This window comes from Pseudomonas sp. VD-NE ins (assembly GCF_031882575.1).
GTDB classification, from domain to species: domain Bacteria; phylum Pseudomonadota; class Gammaproteobacteria; order Pseudomonadales; family Pseudomonadaceae; genus Aquipseudomonas; species Aquipseudomonas fluorescens_BZ.
This window is the reverse complement of record NZ_CP134772.1, coordinates 2,796,661-2,817,455: the sequence shown is the minus strand read 5'-3', so window position 1 is coordinate 2,817,455 and position 20,795 is coordinate 2,796,661. Positions and strand designations below refer to the sequence as shown.

The window sequence follows — 20,795 nt, the reverse complement described above, 5'->3', positions numbered from 1 at the left end:
CCTGTAGGAGCTGCCGCAGGCTGCGATCTTTTGATGTTGTTTTTAACAATCAAAATCAAAAGATCGCAGCCTGCGGCAGCTCCTACAGGGGCAATGTCAGCGGCCAGCGAAGCGTAGACGGGACAACTGCCGCAAATCCCCTTCGACGTAGTAATCGTTGGTCCAGCGGTCATCCACCGCCAACGGACTCACCTGTTTCAACGCCTGTTTCTTCGCGAAGTAACGAAAGCGGTAATGCTCATAAAACCGCAACAGCTCCAGGCCATAACGATCTGCCAGATCGGTGTCGCCACGAATGATCAGGTAGTTTTCGTCGTTGCCATTGCTCGCTGAAGCGCTGAGGTTGTGGCTGCCGCTGATGATCGTCGGCGTGTCCGTGGTGAAGTCGGTGACCACGGCTTTGGTGTGTACCAGCAGATTGCCTTTCTGGCCTTTCATGTTCTCGCGCAGCCAGCCTTCCAGCCCGTTGTTGAGCAGCGCAGTGGCAGCGAATTCCGCCGTGCGGTCGGCGTGAAATCCAGTGATGCGGCTGGCGGTGTTCTGCAGGCCATAGCGCAGGATGTCGTCGTTCGGTTTGCCTAACAGTGCGTTGAGAATGCTGTCCGGCAAGCTGAACGCGGTGACGAACAACACGTCCTTCTGCGCCGCCTCGATGATCTCGACGAACTCACGCAGATCAGCACCGCCGGTACGCGGCGAGAACCCTGCAAACAGCGGCTGCGCGGCGTCCATCGGGTTGTGCGCGGTGATCCAGTCACGCGTGGCGCCGACATCGGCGGGCGTGGCCCAGACCTCTTCGAAGGTGCGTAGATAACTCGCACTTACCGCTGCGTCATCAAGAACATGCACCACGTTGGCCTGACGATAGACGCCGTTGGCGGTGAAATTGGTGCTGCCGCACAACACCGCTTGCGGCGTGCGCTGAGCGCCCTCCCCAACCCGACTGAGGACCATGAATTTGTTGTGGAAGATGTTGTGGGTGATCCGCCCAAGTTTGCTGGTTGCCGGCAGTTTCGCCAGGCTCGCCTCATTGATCGTGGTGTCTTCATCATCCGGTCTGGCGTGATACAGCACTCGCACCTGCACACCCCGCGCAAGCGCCGTGTTGACCGCGTCGACGATGACCTGCAACTGATATTCGTAAATCGCGATGTCCAGCGCCCATTGGCCATCGACCGCACGCTCGATAAACCCCAGCAAGCGCCCGAGCAAACCGTTTTCCAGCCACTGTCGCGCGGCATCGGGCCAGGCTTCGATAGGCATGTTTTTGTTGGCGCTGATCTGCGCATCGAGGTCGGGAAACTTGCGCTGGAACGCCTGACTGGCGGCGACCGCACGGTTGAAGATCACACTTTGCCCGGAGGGCTGGCCATCGTCGCAAGTGATGGTCAGTTCCAGCGCCTCACCCAGCTGCGGCGCGTCCGCCGTGCCGTACGCCAAGTGCACGCGATAGTGGATCGTCATACCCGGATTGGCCGCGTAATCGGCCCAGCGAAATTTCTGCAGCGGGGCTTTGTCGCTTGGGGTGGCGTGAAATTGCGGGAAGGTGTGGGCTTTACCGGGGAAAGTCAGGCTGTTGAACAGAAACAGCCACGGTTTGGCGCCCTGCTGCTTTTCGATGGCGAACCCGAGCAAGCCTTGGCGCCGGGACTCGGCGAGGTCCATGGCGAGCAGCACACCGTTGGAGCCGGCGTAGGCTTTGACCCGGAAATCGTCCTGAGGGTTTTTGACCACAACGCGCATCGCTCACTCCTTGTGATTGGGCTGGGTGCAGCATAGAGCAGTGATGCGGCTTATGGGGGTACAGATCTGGAACCGGGCCGATGCCATCGCGGGCAAGCCCGCTCCCACAGGGATATCAGGTGTGAACGCGACCGCTGTTTTGACATCGAACCCTGTGGGAGCGGGCTTGCCCGCGATGGGGCCCTGTCAGACAGCGTAAATCTCAAAGGTCATCAATATGTCGATACTCGGCATCCAGCGCCGCCGCCAGATCCCTCGCCCGACCAAGCCGGATAGGTCCACGCTCGATATCGATCAACAACCCCGGACACGCCAGCGCCGGTAATCCTGACCACTGTTTCAGACGCCCATCGGTCACCACCAACAGCCGTTGCTGCTCGGCGGGAAAGCGCTTGCGTCGCACCGTCAGCCATTGCTCTGCCTGCACCAGCGCCGCCAGCAACGGCGTGCCACCGCCTGCGCCCAAAGCTTCCAGCCAGACACGCAAGCCACTCGAGGCCTTCAATCCCTGCACCTGCCATTTCGGCGCAGAGCCACTGGCCGTCAACAATGCGAGGCGCGCACGCTGGCGATAGGCGTCATCGAACAGTTGCGCGAGCAGACCTTTGGCATCGCTCAAGGCCTGATGGCGGCGGGTCGAGGCGGAGGCGTCGACGATGACCAGCCATAACTCATGCGGCGTGCGCGTGCGCAGTTGAAACAGCAAATCTTCACGCGTCCGGGGACGCCCGTTGAGCAACGTGCCCGGCCAGTTCACCGTACCGCTACGGGCTGTGTGGCGTTTGCCTTGGCGTCCGTTGTCCAGCCGACCAGCGCGGGGTCTGGCATTCGCCCCCGCGTCGGATCGGGGGCGAATGCCTAAAGCTTTTTTGGCCAGCTCGGCACTTCGCGACGCGCGCCGGTGGCGAGTGCGGGCGCCGGCAGGTCGCCCCACTGGCCCTGCCCTTCACTTGGCTGGGTCTGCGCCTTGCTCGGCGATTGCGCCGGCGGTTGTTGTGGGCTGGATACAGGTTGTTCGCGACGACGATGGCGCAAGGCGAATTCTGCGACGGCGTCGATATCCTCTTTCTCGATGGCGTCAGCTGCGCGCCATGCAGCATGCGCCCGAGCGGCGCGTAACCAGACCAGATCCGCACGCAAACCGTCGACGCCGGCAGCGAAGCAACGCTCGGTGATCTGCGCCAGTGCGGCATCGTCCAGCGCAATATTGGCCAAGGCGCCGCGAGCGTGTTCGCAACGTTCGCGCAACGCTTGTTGCTGTGCTTCCCACTGTGCGCAGAACGCTTGCGGATCGCTGTCGAAATCCAGTCGCCGACGGATGATCTGCCCGCGCTCGGTCGGTGCCGTGTGACCACTGAGGGCGACGTTCAGGCCAAAGCGGTCGAGCAGTTGTGGACGCAACTCGCCCTCTTCCGGGTTCATGGTGCCGATCAGCACGAACTTCGCCGAATGCCAATGGGAAATACCGTCGCGCTCGATCAGATTGGTGCCGCTGGCGGCAACGTCGAGCAGCAGATCGACGAGGTGATCGGGCAGCAGGTTGACCTCATCGACGTAGAGCACACCGCCGTCAGCCTTGGCCAGTACGCCTGGCGAGAACTGCGCGCGGCCCTCGCTGAGGGCCGCGTCGAGGTCGAGGGTGCCGACCAGACGTTCTTCGGTGGCGCCCAGCGGCAAAGTGACGAATTGACCGCTGGCGAGCAGATCGGCCAAGCCTCGGGCTAGAGTGGATTTGGCCATGCCGCGCGGGCCTTCGATAAGTACGCCGCCGATTTTCGGGTCGATTGCGGTGAGGCACAGGGCGAGCTTGAGGTCATCGGCGCCGACCACGGCGGAGAGCGGGAAATGTGGGGTGTCGGTCATTTGGGGTTTCTCTGTCGTGGTCTTGGGTGTTCTTGGTGTGGTGGTGTGTCAGTTGGGGTGGCCCTCACCCTAGCCCTCTCCCGGAGGGAGAGGGAACTGATCTGGGTGTTCTTGCAAATTGCGCCGACCTGAACTATCGAGTTGAACTCAGGCCTCAAAGCCAACACAAATCGGCCCCCTCTCCCTCCGGGAGAGGGCTGGGGTGAGGGTAGCTTTCGACCGGCTACATATCTTCCTCAATATCCAACAGTAGATTCTCCAGCGCCTCTTTATAAGCCCCCGGCGCCTGCCACATCCCGCGTTGCTGCGCTTCCAGCATCCGTTCGGTCATGTCCCTCAGCGCATGCGGATTATGCTCGCGCACAAACTCCCGAGTCGCCGGATCAAGCAAATAGGCATCCGCCAGCAACGCATACTGATGATCATCGATCAATTGCGTCGTCGCATCGAACGCGAACAGGTTGTCGACCGTCGCGGCCATTTCGAACGCGCCTTTATAGCCGTGGCGCTTGACCCCGTCGATCCATTTCGGATTGGCTGCGCGCGAGCGAATCACCCGGTTCAGTTCTTCTTTCAAGGTGCGAATCTTCGGCAGATCCGGCTGGCTGTGATCGCCGTGATAACTCGCCGCGGCTTCACCACGCAGGCTTTCCACGGCAGCCAGCATGCCGCCCTGGAACTGGTAATAGTCGTTGGAATCGAGCAAGTCGTGCTCGCGGTTATCCTGATTCTGCAGCACTGCTTGCACCTGGCTCAGACGCTGGACGAATTGCTCGCGGGCGGCGGTGCCTTCGTCAGAACCGCCGTAAGCGTAGGCGCCCCAGTTCAGATAGACCTCGGCAAGGTCTTCGCGGCTCTGCCACAAGCGCCCATCGATCGCGCCCTGCACACCGGCGCCATAAGCACCGGGCTTGGCGCCGAAAATCCGCCAGCCGGCCTGGCGCCGCGCGGTGTCCTCATCGAGGCCCGATTGCAGCAGCGCCTCGCGTTCGGCACGCACTTTGGCGGCCAACGGGTTGAGATCGTCCGGCTCGTCCAGTGCCGCTACTGCCTGCACCGCCGCGTCGAACAGACGAATCAGGTTGGCGAAGGCATCGCGGAAAAATCCGGAAACCCGCAGTGTGACGTCGACACGCGGTCGGTCGAGCAGGCTCAGCGGCAGAATTTCGAAATCATCGACGCGCTGACTGCCGGTGGCCCATACCGGACGCACGCCCATCAGCGCCATGGCCTGAGCGATGTCATCGCCGCCGGTGCGCATGGTGGCCGTGCCCCAGACCGACAAACCGAGCTGGCGCAGGTGATCGCCGTGGTCCTGCAGGTGCCGTTCCAGAATCAACGTCGCCGACTGGAAACCGATGCGCCATGCGGTGGTGGTCGGCAGGTTGCGCACGTCCACCGAGTAGAAATTGCGGCCGGTGGGCAGAACGTCGAGGCGACCGCGGCTGGGTGCACCGCTTGGGCCGGCGGGGACGAAGCGGCCGCTGAGGGCGTCGAGCAGGCCGCGCATTTCAGCAGGGCCGCAGGCGTCCAGGCGTGGAGCGACGACTTCACGCAGCGACTGGATAATCGCATTCACATCAGCCCCCCCCGATCCCTGTGGGAGCGAGCTTGCTCGCGAAAGCTGTGTGTCAGTGAATGAAGTGTTGGCTGACACGACGCCTTCGCGAGCAAGCTCGCTCCCACAGGGATCGTGCAGGGTTTGGGAAATCAGCTGTGTGGCAAACAGTTCAAGGCGTTCGCGGGTGTCGCCGGCGGTGCGCCAGACTTCATCGCTTTGCGCTTGCAGTGCTTCGGGACGCGGGCCGGTCCATGGGTCGGCCAACGCGCAATCGAGCGGATCGAAACCCAGTTCGAATGCCTTGGCGAGTGCGCGCAAAAGGCTTGATTGCGCGCCTTTGCCGTCACCGCGCGGAATGCGCAGTAACGCCAATAACGTATCGATGCGCAAACGGCCGCTCGGTGACTCACCAAAAATGTGCAAACCATCGCGAATCTGCGATTCCTTCAAATCACACAAATACGTATCCAGGCGCGGCAACCAGATCGCCGCGTCGGCGTCGCTGTCCAGTCCGGCGTCGAGTTGCAGTTCGCGGTCGATCTGCGTCTCGCGCACCAGTTGCAGAATGTCGCGCTGCAGTTCGCGGGCGCGGCGCGGATCAAGCAACTGCGCTTCGTAATACTCGTCGGCCAGCAACTCCAGATTGCGCAACGGACCGTAAGTTTCGGCGCGGGTCAGCGGCGGCATCAGATGATCGATGATCACCGCTTGCGTGCGCCGTTTGGCCTGCGCGCCCTCGCCCGGATCATTGACGATAAACGGGTAGATATTCGGCAGCGGCCCGAGCAATGCGTCCGGCCAGCAGTTTTCCGAAAGGCCCACGCCTTTGCCCGGCAGCCATTCGAGGTTGCCGTGCTTGCCGACGTGGATCACGCCATGGGCGTCGTAGGTGTTGCGCAGCCAGAAATAGAACGCCAGATAAGCGTGGGGCGGCACCAGATCCGGATCGTGATAGACCGCACTCGGGTCAACCTGATAACCACGCGCCGGTTGAATGCCGACAAAGGTCAGGCCGAAGCGAGTGCCGGCGATCATCATGCGGCCGTCGCGGCACATCGGATCGTTTTGCGGCGCACCCCAACGCTCAATCACGGCGGCGCGATTGGCCTCGGGCAGCGCATTGAACATCGCTAAATAATCGTCCATCGCCAGGCTTTGCTGGCACGGGCGCAGGTCAATCGTGTCGAGATCGTTGCTGACGCCGCCGAGCAATTGCTGGATCAACTCGGTGCCGCTCTCCGGCAGCTCAGCGGTGAGCGGATATCCCTCAGCTTGCAAGGCACGCAAAATATTCAGCGCCGCTGCCGGCGTGTCGAGACCGACGCCGTTTCCGATGCGGCCATCACGGGTCGGGTAGTTGGCGAGAATCAACGCGATGCGTTTTTCGCCGTTCGGCACCCGCGCCAGATCGATCCAGCGCCGCGCCAGTTCGGCGACAAAATCCATGCGCTCAGGCTGCGCGCGATAGCAGACCACATCGGACTGACTGCGCTCACTGCGCCAGGCCAGATCCTTGAAGCTGATCGGCCGGCTGATGATGCGTCCGTCGAGTTCCGGCAAGGCAATGTGCATGGCCAGATCGCGCGGGCCGAGGCCCTGCTCGCTGTCACGCCAACCAGGCTCGTTGTCCTGCGCGCAGATCGCCTGAATCACCGGGATGTCGCGGCGAAACGGCCGCAAGTGCGGCGCTTCGGGGCTGGACTGAGCGAATCCGGTGGTGTTGAGAATTACACCGGCCTCGATCTCATCCAACCAATCCTCGACTACCGTCAGGCAGCCGGGCTCTTTCAGACTGGCCACCGCGATGGGCAACGGATTAAGACCCGCCACCTGCAAGCGCTGGCAGAAAACATCGATGAACGCGGTGTTCGCCGCTTGCAAATGCGAGCGGTAAAACAGCACCGCCGCGACCGGGTTCTCGGGCAGCCATTCGGCTTGCCAGTCACTCAGTGCGGCGCTGGTTTTATTCGGGTGGTAAATCGCCGTGCGCGGCAGGGCTTGCGGTTCTTCCCAAGCGTAATCGCGGGCGAGCCAACGGGTGGCCAGGCAGCGGAAGAAATCCAGCGCATTGCCCATACCGCCCTGCCGCAAGAATTGCCAGAGCCGGTCGCGATCCTCGGCATTGACGGTGCTCAGGTCGCTGAGCTCCGGATCGGGCCGGTCATCGCCCGGCACCAGAATCACCTGCACACCGCGCTCGGACAACTCGATCAGACGCTCGACGCCGTAACGCCAATAGGCGATGCCGCCGTGCAGCGAGATCAGGATCACCTTGGCGTGACGCAACACTTCATCGACGTACAGATCGACCGAAGCGTGATTCTGCACCTGCATCGGATTGGCCAGACGCAGGCTCGGGTAATCCTCGGGCAACTGCTGCGCGGCTTCGGCGAGCAGCGCGAGGCTAGAGTCGCCGCTGCACAGGATCACCAGCTCGGCGGGGGTTTGGCCAAGGTCGGCAATGTTGTCATCCGAGACGAAACCGCCGGGCTGAGTCCTGAGCAGGTGCATGGCTTAAACGCTGAGCGCGGCGCGCAGTTGCGCTTCGAGTTGGGCGGCGTCGAGTTCCTGGCCGATCAGCACCAGACGCGTGACGCGCGCTTCATCGGCGCCCCACTGACGGTCGAAATGCTTGTCGAAACGCGTGCCCACGCCCTGGATCAGCAGGCGCATCGGCTTGTTCGGAATGGCAGCGAAACCTTTGACACGGAGGATGCCGTGCTTGACCACCAGTTGCGTCAGGGCATCGAGCAGCAGGCTTTCGTCGGCCTGCGGCAGTTCGATGGAGATCGAATCGAAGGCGTCGTGATCGTGGTCATCGTGATCATCATCGCCTTCACCGTGGTGATGGTCGTGGTGACTGTGACGGCTGTCGATGTGTTCTTCGGAACCGGCGCCGAGGCCGATCAGCACGTCCAGCGGCAGACGGCCGTTGCTGGCTTCGATGATTTTCACCGCCGGTGGCAGCTCTTCGGCGACTTCAGCGCGGACGCGAGCGAGATCTTCCGGGCTGGTCTGGTCGGCCTTGTTGAGGATGACGAGGTCGGCGCTGGCCAGTTGGTCGGCGAACAGTTCGTGCAGCGGCGATTCGTGATCGAGGTTCGGGTCGAGTTTGCGCTGAGCATCGACCTGATCCGGGAACGCAGCGAAAGTGCCAGCGGCCACGGCCGGGCTGTCGACCACGGTGATCACCGCGTCAACGGTGCAGGCACTGCGGATTTCCGGCCACTGGAAGGCTTGCACCAAAGGTTTTGGCAGGGCCAGACCGGAAGTTTCGATGAGGATGTGGTCGAGATCGCCGCGACGCGCGACCAGTTCGCGCATCACCGGGAAGAATTCTTCCTGAACGGTGCAGCACAGGCAGCCGTTGGCCAGTTCGTAAACGCGGCCGGTGGCTTCTTCTTCGGTGCAACCGATGGTGCATTGCTTGAGAATTTCACCGTCGATGCCCAACTCGCCGAACTCGTTGACGATCACCGCGATGCGGCGGCCCTGAGCGTTGTCGAGCATGTGCCGCAGCAGTGTGGTTTTGCCCGAGCCGAGGAAGCCGGTGACGATGGTGACGGGGAGTTTGGCCAGTGTTTTCATCGGTATGCCCTTTGGCAAGCGGCGGGCATACGGGACGAGAACCGGCAACGCGCGTGCGCGCCGGAAGCGTTCGCCACCGGATCACCCCGCCCGGTTGTAGTGAGAATCTGTGCGAGGCAGGTCTCCTGGCTGACGGTGTTCAGGCGTTGGGCCTGGCGTTTGCTGCGCCTTCCCGCTGGCTCATAAGTTGAGCTGGCAGTGGCGTGGCAGCGAACAGCACCGTTCACAGTTGCGGGGGCAGCCGCGGCATTGACCGCGTTCCCTTCTTAGCTTCGGCGTGGGCCGAAGAACCTCGAAGGCGCAAGGCTACGCATGGCTTGCTTATGGGTCAATGGGGTTGGGGTTTGGTTATGTGAGCATATCCTTTGCTGCGGGTGCCGCCGCTGGCGGTTTCGCTCTTACAGCGACTCACTTTTCCAGACGCCGAAAAGTAAGCAAAAGGCTTTGCCCCGGCGTACGGCACTTCGCTGAGGCTCAGTGTTCCCTCACTACGGTGTCCATCCGGGGGCATCGCCTACGGTTTGCTTCGCTGCACCTCCTCTCGATGTGTTCGACTTCGTCGAACGGCGCTGCGCGCCTACCCCCCGGATGAACACCTTCGCTCGGCCTGCCGAAGGGGCAAAAAAGCCAGATCAAAAGCCAGATCAAGAACCAAAGCCAGATCAAGAGCCCCTCACCCTAGCCCTCTCCCAGAGGGAGAGGGGACTGATCTCGGTGTTTGGGGGAGGTACGCCGACGTGCGATACCGAGTCGAACTCAGGCTTTGAAAAGCAAAAATCACAAGCCAGATCAAAAGCCCCTCACCCTAGCCCTCTCCCGGAGGGAGAGGGAACTGATTGAGGTGTTTGGAGGAGGTACGCCGACGTGCGATATCGAGTTGAACTCAGATTCTGAAAAGCCCACAAATCGGCTCCCTCTCCCTCCGGGAGAGGGCTGGGCGGGCGGCGTTCCGATGAGGGGAGAATTCACCACAAAACCAAAGCCGAACACGCTGTGCTCCTCACCACTCAATAGGCCGAGTGTCAGCTCGCCTGCTCTTGATCTTGATCTCGGAGCCCGTCGGCAGGCTGAGTGGAGGGATTGATCCGGGGGGGGGAGCGTAGCGACCGTTTGGCGCAGCCAAACACATCGAGAGGAGGTGCAGCGAAGCAAACCGTAGACGATGCCCCCCGGATCAATCCCGGAGCGAAGGAACCCCGAGCTTTAGCGAGCGGGCCGAACGTCAGGGCAAAGCGTTTTTGGTTACTTTTTAGGCGTTTGTAAAAAGTGACCCGCCGTAAGGGCGGAACCCTAAGCAGCCGTTACCGCAGCAACGGATATGCCCCCCATTCATTGACTCAAATCCCCGCCTCATGCTCTCCTACACAACTTGTTACGGGTGCCCTTCACAGGGTGAAACGGGAAACCGGTGAATCATGTGCTTTACTCAAGCCCATGTCAGTCCAGTGCTGCCCCCGCAACGGTAAGCGAGCGAAGCGTCAAAACCACTGTGCCAGTGCGGCATGGGAAGGTGACGCTTGCAGGTCGGCCTGACGCCAACCCCTCGTGAGCCCGGAGACCGGCCCGCAACACACAGCCCGCACCTTGTGCGTCGCTGAACATAACAAACCCGCGGTGGGCGGGCGCTGTTCGAACCTCTGCGAGCCCGACCCGCAGGGGTTTTCATGCGCTCAAATCACCCGCTGACACTCCAGAGGGAAGCGCCATGTCGATCATCAGCAGCACCGGCAGCAACACGGACAAAATCACCAGCACCGCCACCCTGAGCCAACGCCTGAGCGCCGCGATCTTTGCGTCGATCCTCGGCGCCAGCCTGGTCTACTTCGCCGGTTTCTCGCACATCGAAGCGGTGCACAACGCCGCCCACGATACCCGCCACAGCGCCGCGTTCCCGTGCCACTGAGACCTGCCGACATGATCAAGCGTATTGCGCAAACCGCAGGTTTCACCGGTCTGCTGGCCGCCCTGCTCCTCACCCTGCTGCAAAGCTTTTGGGTCTCGCCGCTGATTCTGCAGGCGGAAACCTTCGAGAAGTCCGAGCCGGTGGCGGTTCACGAACACGCCGCTGGCGTGGCTGCGCACACCCACGATGCCGACGCCTGGGAGCCGGAAGACGGCTGGCAGCGCGTGGTTTCGACCACGGGCGGCAATCTGGTGGTGGCCGTCGGTTTCGCCCTGATGCTCGCCGGCCTCTACACCCTGCGTGCACCGACAAAAACCTCGCAAGGTCTGCTCTGGGGTCTGGCCGGTTATGCGACGTTCGTGCTTGCGCCGACCTTGGGCCTGCCGCCTGAACTGCCCGGCACCGCTGCAGCCGATCTGGCTTCGCGGCAGACGTGGTGGATCGGCACGGCCGCTTCGACCGCTGCCGGCCTGGCTCTCATCGTGTTCAGCCGCCACTGGCTGATGAAGATCCTCGGCGTGGCCATCCTCGCCGTGCCGCACGTGATCGGCGCGCCGCAACCGGAAGTGCATTCGATGCTCGCCCCCGAGGCATTGGAAGCTCAGTTCAAAATCGCTTCGCAGTTGACCAACGTGGCGTTCTGGCTCGCCTTGGGCCTGATCAGCGCCTGGTTGTTCCGCCGCAAAAGCGCTGGCCAATACCACGCATGACCGATGACAGCGCAGCGCCGACCTTCGTGGTCGGTCTGGGCTGCCAGCGCGGCTGCCCGGCCAGCACGCTGCGCGCGTTACTCGACCAAGCCTTACAGGCGCATCGCATAGAGCTTGAAGCGGTCAAGGCATTGGCCAGCATCGACCTGAAGCGCGACGAGCCGGGCCTGCAAGAACTTGCCACGCAACTGGCCCTGCCCTTGCTGTACTTCAGCAGCGAAGAACTGGCCAGTTATCAGCAACGACTCAGCCACCATTCGCAAATTGCCTACGAGCGCACCGGTTGCTACGGCGTGGCGGAAAGTGCAGCGTTGGCACTCGCCGAACAGCTGATTCAGGCTCCGGCAAAATTGCTGATTTCCCGGCAGAAATACGCTCAGGCCACGTTGGCATTGGCCGGCGCGGCGTAAAATTCCGATAATCCCCGCCATTGATCATGAGCGTTGTTCATCTGCAACGCGGTTGTGCCCTCTTTTACTCAGGATTCAACGATGACCGTCTACTTCATCGGCGCCGGCCCCGGCGACCCGGAATTGATTACCGTCAAAGGCCAGCGGCTGATCCGCAGCTGCCCGGTGATTATCTACGCAGGCTCGCTGGTGCCTGCTGCAGTACTCGATGGCCATCAGGCGGAAATGGTGGTGAACAGCGCTGAACTGCATCTGGAGCAGATCATCGAACTGATCAAGACCGCACGCGCCAAGGGTCAGGATGTGGCGCGGGTGCATTCCGGCGATCCGAGTCTGTATGGCGCGATCGGTGAGCAGATCCGTTATCTGCGCGAGCTGGATATTCCGTTCGAGATCATTCCGGGAGTGACGGCAACGGCAGCCTGTGCGGCGTTACTCGGTGCGGAGCTGACGTTGCCGGACGTGTCGCAAAGCGTGATTCTGACCCGCTACGCCGACAAGACCGCGATGCCGGCAGGCGAAGAGCTCGGCAGTCTGGCGCAGCATGGTGCGACGATGGCGATTCATCTGGGGGTTAACCATCTGCAGAAGATTCTGGCGGAACTGCTGCCGCATTACGGCGCGGACTGCCCGATTGCGGTGATTCACCGGGCGACGTGGCCGGATCAGGATTGGGTGGTGGGAACGCTGGCGGATATCGCCGGGAAGGTCGAGGCCAAAGGGTTTCGGCGTACGGCGTTGATTCTGGTTGGGCGCGTTTTGGGCAGTGAGGTGTTTAGCGAGTCATCGTTGTATCGCGCTGGGCATGCTCACCTCTATCGCCCTTGAAGGCCCTTTCGCGAGCAGGCTCGCTCCCACATTTGACCTCATTCCAAAAGTGGGAGCGAGCCTGCTCGCGAAGGCGTCAGTACATTTCATCCATAAAAAACTCACCCATAAAAAAACGGCGCTCACGGGGCGCCGTTTTTCATGTCCGCAGCGAACACCTTAGTAGTAGGCGTTTTCTTTCTGCGTGTGGTCGGTCACGTCGCGAACGCCCTTCAGCTCAGGAATGCGCTCAAGCAGAGTGCGCTCGATGCCTTCCTTCAAGGTTACGTCCGCCTGGCCGCAGCCCTGGCAACCGCCACCGAACTGCAGCACGGCGATGCCGTCTTCAACCACATCGATCAGGCTGACCTGACCGCCGTGGCTGGCCAGCCCCGGGTTGATTTCGGTTTGCAGGTAGTAGTTGATGCGCTCATTGACCGGGCTGTCGGCGTTGACCATCGGCACTTTGGCGTTTGGCGCCTTGATGGTCAGCTGGCCGCCCATGCGGTCGGTGGCGTAGTCGACAACGGCGTCATCGAGAAACGCTTCGCTGAAGTGATCGATGTAAGCGGTGAAGCTTTTCAGCCCCAGCGCGGTGTCTTCAGGTTTTTCTTCGCCCGGCTTGCAGTAGGCAATGCAGGTTTCGGCGTACTGGGTGCCAGGCTGGGTGATGAAGACGCGGATGCCGATGCCCGGGGTGTTCTGCTTGGAGAGCAGATCGGCCAGGTAATCGTGAGCGGCGTCGGTAATGGTAATAGCGGTCATGGAAACTCCTCGCAGGCTTGGGCGCAGTTTACGCCAATCGTTGCGCCGGACAAAGTCCTAGTATTTTTGTCGGGAAAGATTCTCGTCCGCCCCGTCGTCGATCCGCGCCTTGAGCCAGCGATAGCTGCGTTTTTCCACCCATTCGTAGCTCAACCAGGAGCCAACGCCGATGGCCAGCGCGCACACGACAAACATCAAATACGGGTTGATACCGTAGCGCCGCGCGATAAAACCACCCGCCGACAACACCAGAACGTGCATCAGATACACCGAATACGAGCAATCGCCGAGCAGTTTGAGCACGCGACTGCGCTCGACATACCGCTCCAGCGCCATGCAGGACAACACCAACACCGCACTGGGCAAACCCCAGTTGAGCAACCGCGGCGCCGGTGCCAAATGATAGATCGTCAGCAGTGCCGCGATGATGCCAGCCAGCGGCAACCATAAACCGGCGCCGATCCAGCCCCGGCGATAGAGCATGCCAATGCCGATCCCCAGCAGAAACTCGTAAACGATGTCCGAGCGATAGAACGCGCTGACCCAGCCGAACCCGGTCCAGGCCTGACACACGGCAAACAACAGCGCCGCGACCACCAACAACCGCACCTGCAAGCGAAACAGCAGCGCCCAGGCAAACAGCAGGTAGAAAAGCATTTCGTAATTCAACGTCCAGCCGACATTCAACGTCGGATAGATGCCGTAGCCGCCGGGATTCTCGGTAGGAATGAACAGCAACGACAGCAACAGATGGCCCCAGTCCACCGTCTGATCCGGCAGTAACGGCTGGGCGAATACCACCAGCAGTGCCATCAACAGCGTGTAAAGCCAGTACGCCGGGACGATGCGAAAAAGCCGATACAGCAGGAAACGCGCGGGCGGCAGCGCTTTGTTTTCGGTCGAGAGGAAAATCACCAGACCGCTGATGACAAAGAAGATGTCGACGCCCACCGCGCCCTTGTCGATGAACAGCTGCCCGATCGGCCCGCGTGCCTGGAAGTCGAAGAAAATCTGCATGAAGTGATGGCAGACCACCGCCCACGCTGCAAGCGCACGCAGGGCTTGCACTGAAATCAACATCGCCCGCTCCTGCTCACAGTCTCTAAAACACCACTGAACCCTGTGGGAGTGGGCTTGCCCGCGAAGAGGCAGTCACATTCAACATTGATGCTGGCTGACACTCCGCCTTCGCGGGCAAGCCCGCTCCCACAGGAAATGAGGATTGCTCAAAATCTGTGACAGCAGGCCAATCTCAAACGATCAAAGATTCTCGTAGCGGTTCATGTCCAGCACGCCCTCTTCCACCGGGTCGGTTTCGTGCAGATACTGGCTCAGATCATGGAAATAGAACCAGAATTGCGGATGACTGCGACGGATTCCCCAGCGTTCGACGATTTTCTCGAAGCGATTGGCATCCTTGGCGTTTTCCATGGCATCGACAAATTCAGGCACTTGAGCGGCAGGGATATTGAAGATGAAATTCGGATAACTGCTGAGCACGCCCGGATAAATCGTGAGGGTGTCCAGCCCAGGCTGATAGCGCAGTGATTCACCGAGCAGGAACGCTACGTTGCTGTGCGCGCGGTTGCGCATCAGGCTGTAGACCTCGCGTTTGCCGCTGGCGGTTTCAATGCGCAGCATCGTTGCTTCCGGCAACTGATCGATAACCTTCAAACCGGCCGCCGGACGCGAAGTCAGGCGGCTCAGCGCCTGCTCGGCATTTTGCAGCGCCGGGTCGATATTCGGCCGCGAGCAGTAGGCGCCATCGCAGCGATTGATTGGGTCCGGGCGCGCATTGAGATCGCCGTAACGCGCCAACAATTGCATGGCGAAGTCGTATTTCGGGTTTTTCTCATCGAGCTTCAGCGCGGTCGGTTTGTCGTCATCGATCGCCTCATAATCGAGCCACATCTTGAACTGGCCGCTGCTCTGGTACCAATCGTCGAGGAAATCCTCACGAGAGTCGGCAGGCATCAGGCGCAGGAAGTTTTGCTCGGCGCCGTTGCGGATCAGGTCGAAATACAACCGGGTTTGCGCCTGATGCGAGACGTTGCCAAACACGTCGAAGTTGACTGCCAACTGGTAATAGGTGCGTTCGAGCAGCGGATAGTCAAACAGCCACATCGTCTGCGGCACCTCGCCAATCAGGCCTTTGGTCACCGAAGCGCTGTCGAAGTGACGGAAAATACTCAGCAACGCGTTGTCATTGCCGGCCCACAGGGTCGACCAGCTCGGGGCCGGGAGATCGGCGTAGCTGTCGCGGCGCAGGGCCTCATATTCATTGCGCTTGTCGCGGTAGTTGCGCCACAGGCTCAACACACTGCCGACATCGTCGTTCTGCCCGGGCATGGCCAGCAACGGCGTGGCCTGGCCGCGATAGTTCGGGTCGGTGATATAGAGGTCGTGTTCCGGCGCCTGGAACAGCGCCCAGAAGTTGTCACGAATCACGTCGGTCGCAATCTGCCCACGGCACACCGGGCCGCGAATAAAGGTGCGGACAAAGTATTCGGCGTTATCGAGCATGAACTGATAACGCGCCTGCGCCGGAATCGCTTCGAACGTGGCAAATGGATTGGCGCGGCTCTGCGGGCCGTAACCGGGCAGCGCGTTGACCTGCCAGTTGCCGCTATAAAACAGGCTTTTCACCCGCGCCATCTTCGCCGCGCTCAGCGGGTAGGTGATGTGGGTCTTGTGCACGATCACCCCTTGCACCGGCCACAAGCGGTAATACACCTGGGTGCCCGGATCGTCGTTGGGGCGACGGGTGGCGATCAGGTCGATCGGCTGCCCGGTCGGCGTGCGCGAACGCACCCACTGGAAGTAATGCCCCGGCTCACCATCCTTGAAATAGAGGTGCGCGAGGTACAAGTGCTCGTACAGCCAGCGGCCGACCAGACTCTGCCGGGCGCCTGGAGTATTGAGCAGATTTTCCCACTGGACGATCTGCAACGCCTCTTTCGCGCTCGGCGCCAGGCCTTGCTCGTCAATCGGCGCTCCGGATGCCAGCCAACGCTGCAACGTCTGATATTGCTGATCGGTCAGCCCGGTCACCGCCAGCGGCATGCCTTCTTTCGGATGCGCACCGGCATAACCCTCAAATTCGGCAGGCAACGCGCACATGTTCTCGCGATTCAGGCCCAGCACAATGTCTTCAGGCAGTTTGGCGTTGGGCGTCAGCGGCGTTTTATGGCCCAGCTCGAGCATGCGCGCCATCAGCGCGGCCTGACTGCCCTGGGCATCGAGCACTGAATAGAAGTCTTTCTGCTGCCAGGCACGTTTGCCGAAGGCGTCGTAGAACAGTCGGGTAGTCGGCGCCGCTTGTGTGCGTTCGCCGTCGTAGACCGGCATCTTGCTCGCGCCACGGGCCGCGCCCTCGCCACTGCCCAGATTCAACTGGCAGGCCGAGTCGTAGCAGGCATGGCAGGCCACGCACTTCTCGGTGAAGATCGGTTGGATATCACGGCTGTATGAGATCGAGGGCTCTTGCGCAACGGCGCCCCAGCTTAAGAACAGCAAAACAATGCTGATGACGCGGTACGACATGCCCTTGATCCCGATCCTGAAAAAAACGCCGCGAGTCTACAGTATGACGCTCGTACCAACATGAGCGATATTCATGCAAAAGCCCCGCATGCTCCAAAAGCGCACAGGTTTGCTATGATCCCGCTCCTTCGTAATGGTCTTTCCGAGTAGTCCAAATGTCCGATCGCAGCGTCCGCCTTCAAGCTCTCAAGCAAGCTCTCAAAGAGCGCATCCTGATACTCGACGGCGGTATGGGCACGATGATCCAGAGCTACAAGCTCGAAGAGCAGGATTATCGCGGCAAACGCTTCGCGGACTGGCCGAGTGACGTCAAGGGCAACAACGACCTGCTGGTCATCACCCGTCCGGACGTGATCGGCGGCATTGAGAAAGCCTATCTGGATGCCGGCGCCGACATCCTCGAAACCAACACCTTCAACGCCACGCGCATTTCCATGGCCGACTACGGCATGGAAGAACTGGCGTACGAACTAAACGTAGAAGGCGCACGTCTGGCGCGCAAGGTTGCCGACGCCAAGACCGCCGAGAACCCGGCCAAGCCGCGTTTCGTTGCCGGCGTGCTCGGCCCGACCAGCCGCACCTGTTCGCTGTCGCCCGACGTCAATAACCCAGGCTATCGCAACGTCACCTTTGATGAATTGGTGGAAAACTACACCGAAGCCACCAAAGGCCTGATCGAGGGCGGCGCCGACCTGATCCTGATCGAAACCATTTTCGACACCCTCAACGCCAAAGCGGCGATCTTCGCCGTGCAAGGCGTGTTCGAAGAGCTGCACCTCGAACTGCCGATCATGATTTCCGGGACCATCACCGACGCCTCCGGCCGCACCCTGTCGGGGCAGACCACCGAAGCGTTCTGGAACTCGGTGGCGCACGCCAAGCCGATTTCCGTCGGCCTCAACTGCGCCCTCGGCGCCAGTGAATTGCGTCCGTACCTGGAAGAGCTGTCGAACAAGGCCAACACCCACGTGTCCGCGCACCCGAACGCCGGCCTGCCGAACGAATTCGGCGAGTACGACGAACTGCCGTCGGAAACCGCCAAGGTCATCGAAGAATTCGCCCAGAGCGGCTTCCTCAATATCGTCGGCGGTTGCTGCGGCACCACACCGGGGCACATCGAAGCCATCGCCAAAGCCGTCGCCGGTTACGCGCCGCGTCAGATTCCGGACATCCCCAAGGCCTGCCGTCTCTCGGGTCTGGAGCCGTTCACCATCGATCGTAGCTCGCTGTTCGTTAACGTCGGCGAGCGCACCAACATCACCGGCTCGGCGAAATTCGCCCGCCTGATCCGTGAAGACAACTACACCGAAGCGCTGGAAGTCGCCCTGCAACAGGTCGAGGCCGGCGCGCAGGTGATCGACATCAACATGGACGAAGGCATGCTCGATTCGAAGAAGGCCATGGTGACCTTCCTCAATCTGATTGCCGGTGAACCGGACATCTCGCGCGTGCCGATCATGATCGACTCCTCCAAATGGGAAGTCATCGAAGCCGGCCTGAAGTGCATTCAGGGCAAGGGCATCGTCAACTCGATCAGCATGAAAGAAGGCGTCGAGCAGTTCATCCATCACGCCAAACTGTGCAAGCGCTACGGCGCGGCGGTGGTGGTGATGGCGTTCGACGAAGCCGGCCAGGCCGACACCGAAGCGCGCAAGAAAGAAATCTGCAAACGCTCCTACGACATTCTGGTCAACGAAGTCGGCTTCCCGCCGGAAGACATCATCTTCGACCCGAACATTTTCGCCGTCGCCACCGGTATCGAAGAACACAACAACTACGCAGTCGACTTCATCAACGCCTGCGCCTACATCCGCGACGAGCTGCCGTACGCGCTGACTTCGGGCGGCGTGTCCAATGTGTCATTCTCGTTCCGCGGCAACAACCCGGTGCGTGAGGCGATCCACTCGGTGTTCCTGCTGTACGCGATCCGCGCGGGCCTGACCATGGGCATCGTCAACGCCGGTCAGCTGGAGATTTACGACCAGATCCCGCAAGAGCTGCGCGACGCTGTTGAAGATGTAATTCTCAACCGCACCCCGGAAGGCACCGACGCCCTCCTCGCCATCGCCGACAAGTACAAGGGCGACGGCAGCGTCAAGGAAGCCGAGACCGAAGAGTGGCGCAACTGGGAGGTCAACAAGCGTCTGGAACATGCGCTGGTCAAAGGCATCACCACGCACATTGTTGAAGACACCGAAGAATCGCGTCAGTCGTTCGCCCGTCCGATCGAAGTGATCGAAGGCCCGCTGATGTCCGGCATGAACATCGTCGGCGACCTGTTCGGCGCCGGCAAAATGTTCCTGCCGCAGGTGGTGAAATCCGCCCGGGTGATGAAGCAGGCCGTGGCGCACTTGATCCCGTTCATCGAACTGGAAAAAGGCGACAAGCCGGAAGCCAAGGGCAAGATCCTCATGGCCACGGTGAAGGGCGATGTGCACGACATCGGCAAGAACATCGTCGGCGTGGTGCTCGGCTGCAACGGCTATGACATCGTCGACCTCGGCGTGATGGTGCCGGCGGAGAAGATCCTGCAGGTGGCCAAAGAGCAGAAGTGCGACATCATCGGGCTCTCCGGCCTGATCACGCCGTCGCTGGATGAAATGGTCCACGTTGCCCGTGAGATGCAGCGTCAGGACTTCCACCTGCCGCTGATGATCGGTGGTGCGACGACTTCCAAAGCGCACACCGCGGTGAAGATCGAGCCGAAGTACAGCAACGATGCCGTGGTTTACGTAACCGACGCCTCCCGCGCGGTCGGCGTGGCCACGCAACTGCTGTCGAAAGAATTGAAAGCCGGTTTTGTTGAAAGAACCCGTGCCGAATACGTTGAAGTCCGTGAACGCACCGCCAACCGCAGCGCCCGCACCGAGCGTCTGAGCTACGCCGCCGCGATCGCCAAGAAGCCACAGTTCGACTGGGCGAATTATCAGCCGGTCAAACCGACCTTCACCGGCAGCAAGGTGCTGGACAACATCGACCTCAAGGTGCTGGCCGAATACATCGACTGGACGCCGTTCTTCATTTCGTGGGACCTGGCCGGCAAGTTCCCGCGCATCCTTGAAGACGAAGTGGTCGGTGAAGCCGCCACCGCGCTGTACAAGGACGCGCAGGAAATGCTCGCCAAGCTGATCGACGAGAAGTTGATCAGCGCCCGCGCAGTGTTCGGTTTCTGGCCGGCCAATCAGGTGCATGACGACGATATCGAACTGTACGGCGATGACGGCCAGCCATTGGCCAAGCTGCATCACCTGCGTCAACAGATCATCAAGACCGACGGCAAACCAAACTTCTCGCTGGCCGACTTCGTTGCGCCGAAGGACAGTGAAGTGACTGACTACGTCGGGGGCTTCATCACCACCGCCGGCATCGGCGCCGAAGAAGTCGCCAAGGCTTATCAGGACGCTGGCGACGACTACAACTCGATCATGGTCAAAGCCCTCGCTGACCGTTTGGCCGAAGCCTGCGCCGAATGGCTGCACCAGCAAGTGCGTAAAGAGCACTGGGGTTATGCCAAGGACGAAACCCTCGACAACGAAGCGTTGATCAAAGAGCAGTACAGCGGCATCCGCCCTGCTCCGGGTTACCCGGCCTGCCCGGATCACACCGAGAAGGCGGCGCTGTTCGCGTTGCTCGACCCGGAAGCCGAAGAAATGCGCGCCGGCCGCAGCGGTGTGTTCCTCACCGAGCACTACGCGATGTTCCCGGCGGCAGCGGTCAGCGGCTGGTACTTCGCCCATCCGCAGGCGCAGTACTTTGCCGTGGGCAAGGTCGACAAGGATCAGGTCGCCAGCTACACCTCGCGCAAAGGCCAGGAATTGAGCGTGACCGAGCGCTGGCTGGCGCCGAATCTGGGTTACGACAACTGAGTCCGGCCAAGGGCCTGGGAGCCTTCTGCTCCCAGG

At 61.1% G+C, this 20,795-nt stretch carries 13 protein-coding genes and 2 riboswitches; of the genes, 5 read left to right on the top strand and 8 right to left on the bottom strand.

Going from position 1 to position 20,795, the window contains the following annotated elements; genetic code table 11:
• Window positions 1–96: 96 nt before the first annotated feature.
• The 5 genes from RMV17_RS12385 to cobW all read right to left on the bottom strand — a co-directional run bounded on the left by RMV17_RS12385 (window position 97) and on the right by cobW (window position 8,755).
• Window positions 97–1,743: a phospholipase D-like domain-containing protein gene (locus RMV17_RS12385; protein ID WP_311886683.1), complete on the bottom strand. Its 1,647-nt coding sequence runs from the start codon at window positions 1,741–1,743 to the stop codon at window positions 97–99.
• A 202-nt stretch (window positions 1,744–1,945) separates the two neighbouring features.
• Complete coding sequence (locus RMV17_RS12380) at window positions 1,946–2,620, bottom strand: VWA domain-containing protein (protein ID WP_311887035.1); 675 nt, start codon at window positions 2,618–2,620, stop codon at window positions 1,946–1,948.
• Window positions 2,602–3,606, bottom strand: coding sequence for an AAA family ATPase (locus RMV17_RS12375; RefSeq protein WP_311886682.1), 1,005 nt, complete (start codon window positions 3,604–3,606; stop codon window positions 2,602–2,604). Before RMV17_RS12375 ends, RMV17_RS12380 begins: the two co-directional genes overlap by 19 nt.
• 223 nt (window positions 3,607–3,829) lie before the next feature.
• Complete coding sequence (gene cobN / locus RMV17_RS12370; protein WP_311886681.1) at window positions 3,830–7,678, bottom strand: cobaltochelatase subunit CobN; 3,849 nt, start codon at window positions 7,676–7,678, stop codon at window positions 3,830–3,832.
• Window positions 7,679–7,681: 3 nt separating this feature from the next.
• Window positions 7,682–8,755, bottom strand: coding sequence for a cobalamin biosynthesis protein CobW (cobW, locus tag RMV17_RS12365; protein WP_034154301.1), 1,074 nt, complete (start codon window positions 8,753–8,755; stop codon window positions 7,682–7,684).
• A 97-nt stretch (window positions 8,756–8,852) separates the two neighbouring features.
• Window positions 8,853–9,065, bottom strand: a riboswitch (cobalamin riboswitch).
• 1,049 nt (window positions 9,066–10,114) lie between these two features.
• Window positions 10,115–10,337: riboswitch (cobalamin riboswitch) on the top strand.
• A gap of 123 nt (window positions 10,338–10,460) precedes the next feature.
• On the opposite strand from cobW, the gene RMV17_RS12360 reads away from it, so the two are divergent.
• The 4 genes from RMV17_RS12360 (at window position 10,461) to cobM (ending at window position 12,606) form a co-directional block, all read left to right on the top strand.
• Window positions 10,461–10,658: a CbtB domain-containing protein gene (locus RMV17_RS12360; RefSeq protein ID WP_311886680.1), complete on the top strand. Its 198-nt coding sequence runs from the start codon at window positions 10,461–10,463 to the stop codon at window positions 10,656–10,658.
• A gap of 11 nt (window positions 10,659–10,669) precedes the next feature.
• A complete protein-coding gene (locus RMV17_RS12355; RefSeq protein ID WP_311886679.1) occupies window positions 10,670–11,368 on the top strand; it encodes a CbtA family protein in 699 nt (232 codons plus the stop codon).
• Window positions 11,365–11,778, top strand: a complete 414-nt coding sequence (locus RMV17_RS12350) for a cobalamin biosynthesis protein (RefSeq protein WP_311886678.1) — start codon at window positions 11,365–11,367, stop codon at window positions 11,776–11,778. The genes RMV17_RS12355 and RMV17_RS12350 overlap by 4 nt, the downstream gene beginning before the upstream one ends.
• An 81-nt stretch (window positions 11,779–11,859) precedes the next feature.
• Window positions 11,860–12,606 carry a precorrin-4 C(11)-methyltransferase gene (cobM, locus tag RMV17_RS12345; RefSeq protein ID WP_311886677.1) on the top strand — a complete coding sequence of 249 codons (747 nt, stop codon included), beginning with the start codon at window positions 11,860–11,862 and terminating at the stop codon, window positions 12,604–12,606.
• Between the two features lie 159 nt (window positions 12,607–12,765).
• On the opposite strand, the gene nfuA is transcribed toward cobM, so the two are convergent.
• The 3 genes from nfuA to RMV17_RS12330 all read right to left on the bottom strand — a co-directional run bounded on the left by nfuA (window position 12,766) and on the right by RMV17_RS12330 (window position 16,893).
• Window positions 12,766–13,350 carry a Fe-S biogenesis protein NfuA gene (nfuA, locus tag RMV17_RS12340; protein WP_007912592.1) on the bottom strand — a complete coding sequence of 195 codons (585 nt, stop codon included), beginning with the start codon at window positions 13,348–13,350 and terminating at the stop codon, window positions 12,766–12,768.
• A gap of 57 nt (window positions 13,351–13,407) precedes the next feature.
• Window positions 13,408–14,430, bottom strand: a complete 1,023-nt coding sequence (locus tag RMV17_RS12335; protein ID WP_311886676.1) for an acyltransferase — start codon at window positions 14,428–14,430, stop codon at window positions 13,408–13,410.
• A gap of 180 nt (window positions 14,431–14,610) precedes the next feature.
• Complete coding sequence (locus RMV17_RS12330; protein WP_311886675.1) at window positions 14,611–16,893, bottom strand: fatty acid cis/trans isomerase; 2,283 nt, start codon at window positions 16,891–16,893, stop codon at window positions 14,611–14,613.
• A 155-nt stretch (window positions 16,894–17,048) separates the two neighbouring features.
• Here RMV17_RS12330 and metH point away from each other — a divergent pair, with 155 nt between their 5' ends.
• Window positions 17,049–20,759, top strand: a complete 3,711-nt coding sequence (metH, locus tag RMV17_RS12325) for a methionine synthase (protein WP_311886674.1) — start codon at window positions 17,049–17,051, stop codon at window positions 20,757–20,759.
• Window positions 20,760–20,795: the final 36 nt, after the last annotated feature.

What these genes read in the sequence shown, in the direction of transcription:
- RMV17_RS12385 (WP_311886683.1), bottom strand. Translation starts at nt 1,743, where the DNA reads ATGCGCGTTGTGGTCAAAAACCCTCAGGACGATTTCCGGGTCAAAGCC.
- RMV17_RS12375 (WP_311886682.1), bottom strand. Translation starts at nt 3,606, where the DNA reads ATGACCGACACCCCACATTTCCCGCTCTCCGCCGTGGTCGGCGCCGAT.
- cobN (WP_311886681.1), bottom strand. Translation starts at nt 7,678, where the DNA reads ATGCACCTGCTCAGGACTCAGCCCGGCGGTTTCGTCTCGGATGACAAC.
- cobW (WP_034154301.1), bottom strand. Translation starts at nt 8,755, where the DNA reads ATGAAAACACTGGCCAAACTCCCCGTCACCATCGTCACCGGCTTCCTC.
- RMV17_RS12360 (WP_311886680.1), top strand. Translation starts at nt 10,461, where the DNA reads ATGTCGATCATCAGCAGCACCGGCAGCAACACGGACAAAATCACCAGC.
- RMV17_RS12355 (WP_311886679.1), top strand. Translation starts at nt 10,670, where the DNA reads ATGATCAAGCGTATTGCGCAAACCGCAGGTTTCACCGGTCTGCTGGCC.
- RMV17_RS12350 (WP_311886678.1), top strand. Translation starts at nt 11,365, where the DNA reads ATGACCGATGACAGCGCAGCGCCGACCTTCGTGGTCGGTCTGGGCTGC.
- cobM (WP_311886677.1), top strand. Translation starts at nt 11,860, where the DNA reads ATGACCGTCTACTTCATCGGCGCCGGCCCCGGCGACCCGGAATTGATT.
- nfuA (WP_007912592.1), bottom strand. Translation starts at nt 13,350, where the DNA reads ATGACCGCTATTACCATTACCGACGCCGCTCACGATTACCTGGCCGAT.
- RMV17_RS12335 (WP_311886676.1), bottom strand. Translation starts at nt 14,430, where the DNA reads ATGTTGATTTCAGTGCAAGCCCTGCGTGCGCTTGCAGCGTGGGCGGTG.
- RMV17_RS12330 (WP_311886675.1), bottom strand. Translation starts at nt 16,893, where the DNA reads ATGTCGTACCGCGTCATCAGCATTGTTTTGCTGTTCTTAAGCTGGGGC.
- metH (WP_311886674.1), top strand. Translation starts at nt 17,049, where the DNA reads ATGTCCGATCGCAGCGTCCGCCTTCAAGCTCTCAAGCAAGCTCTCAAA.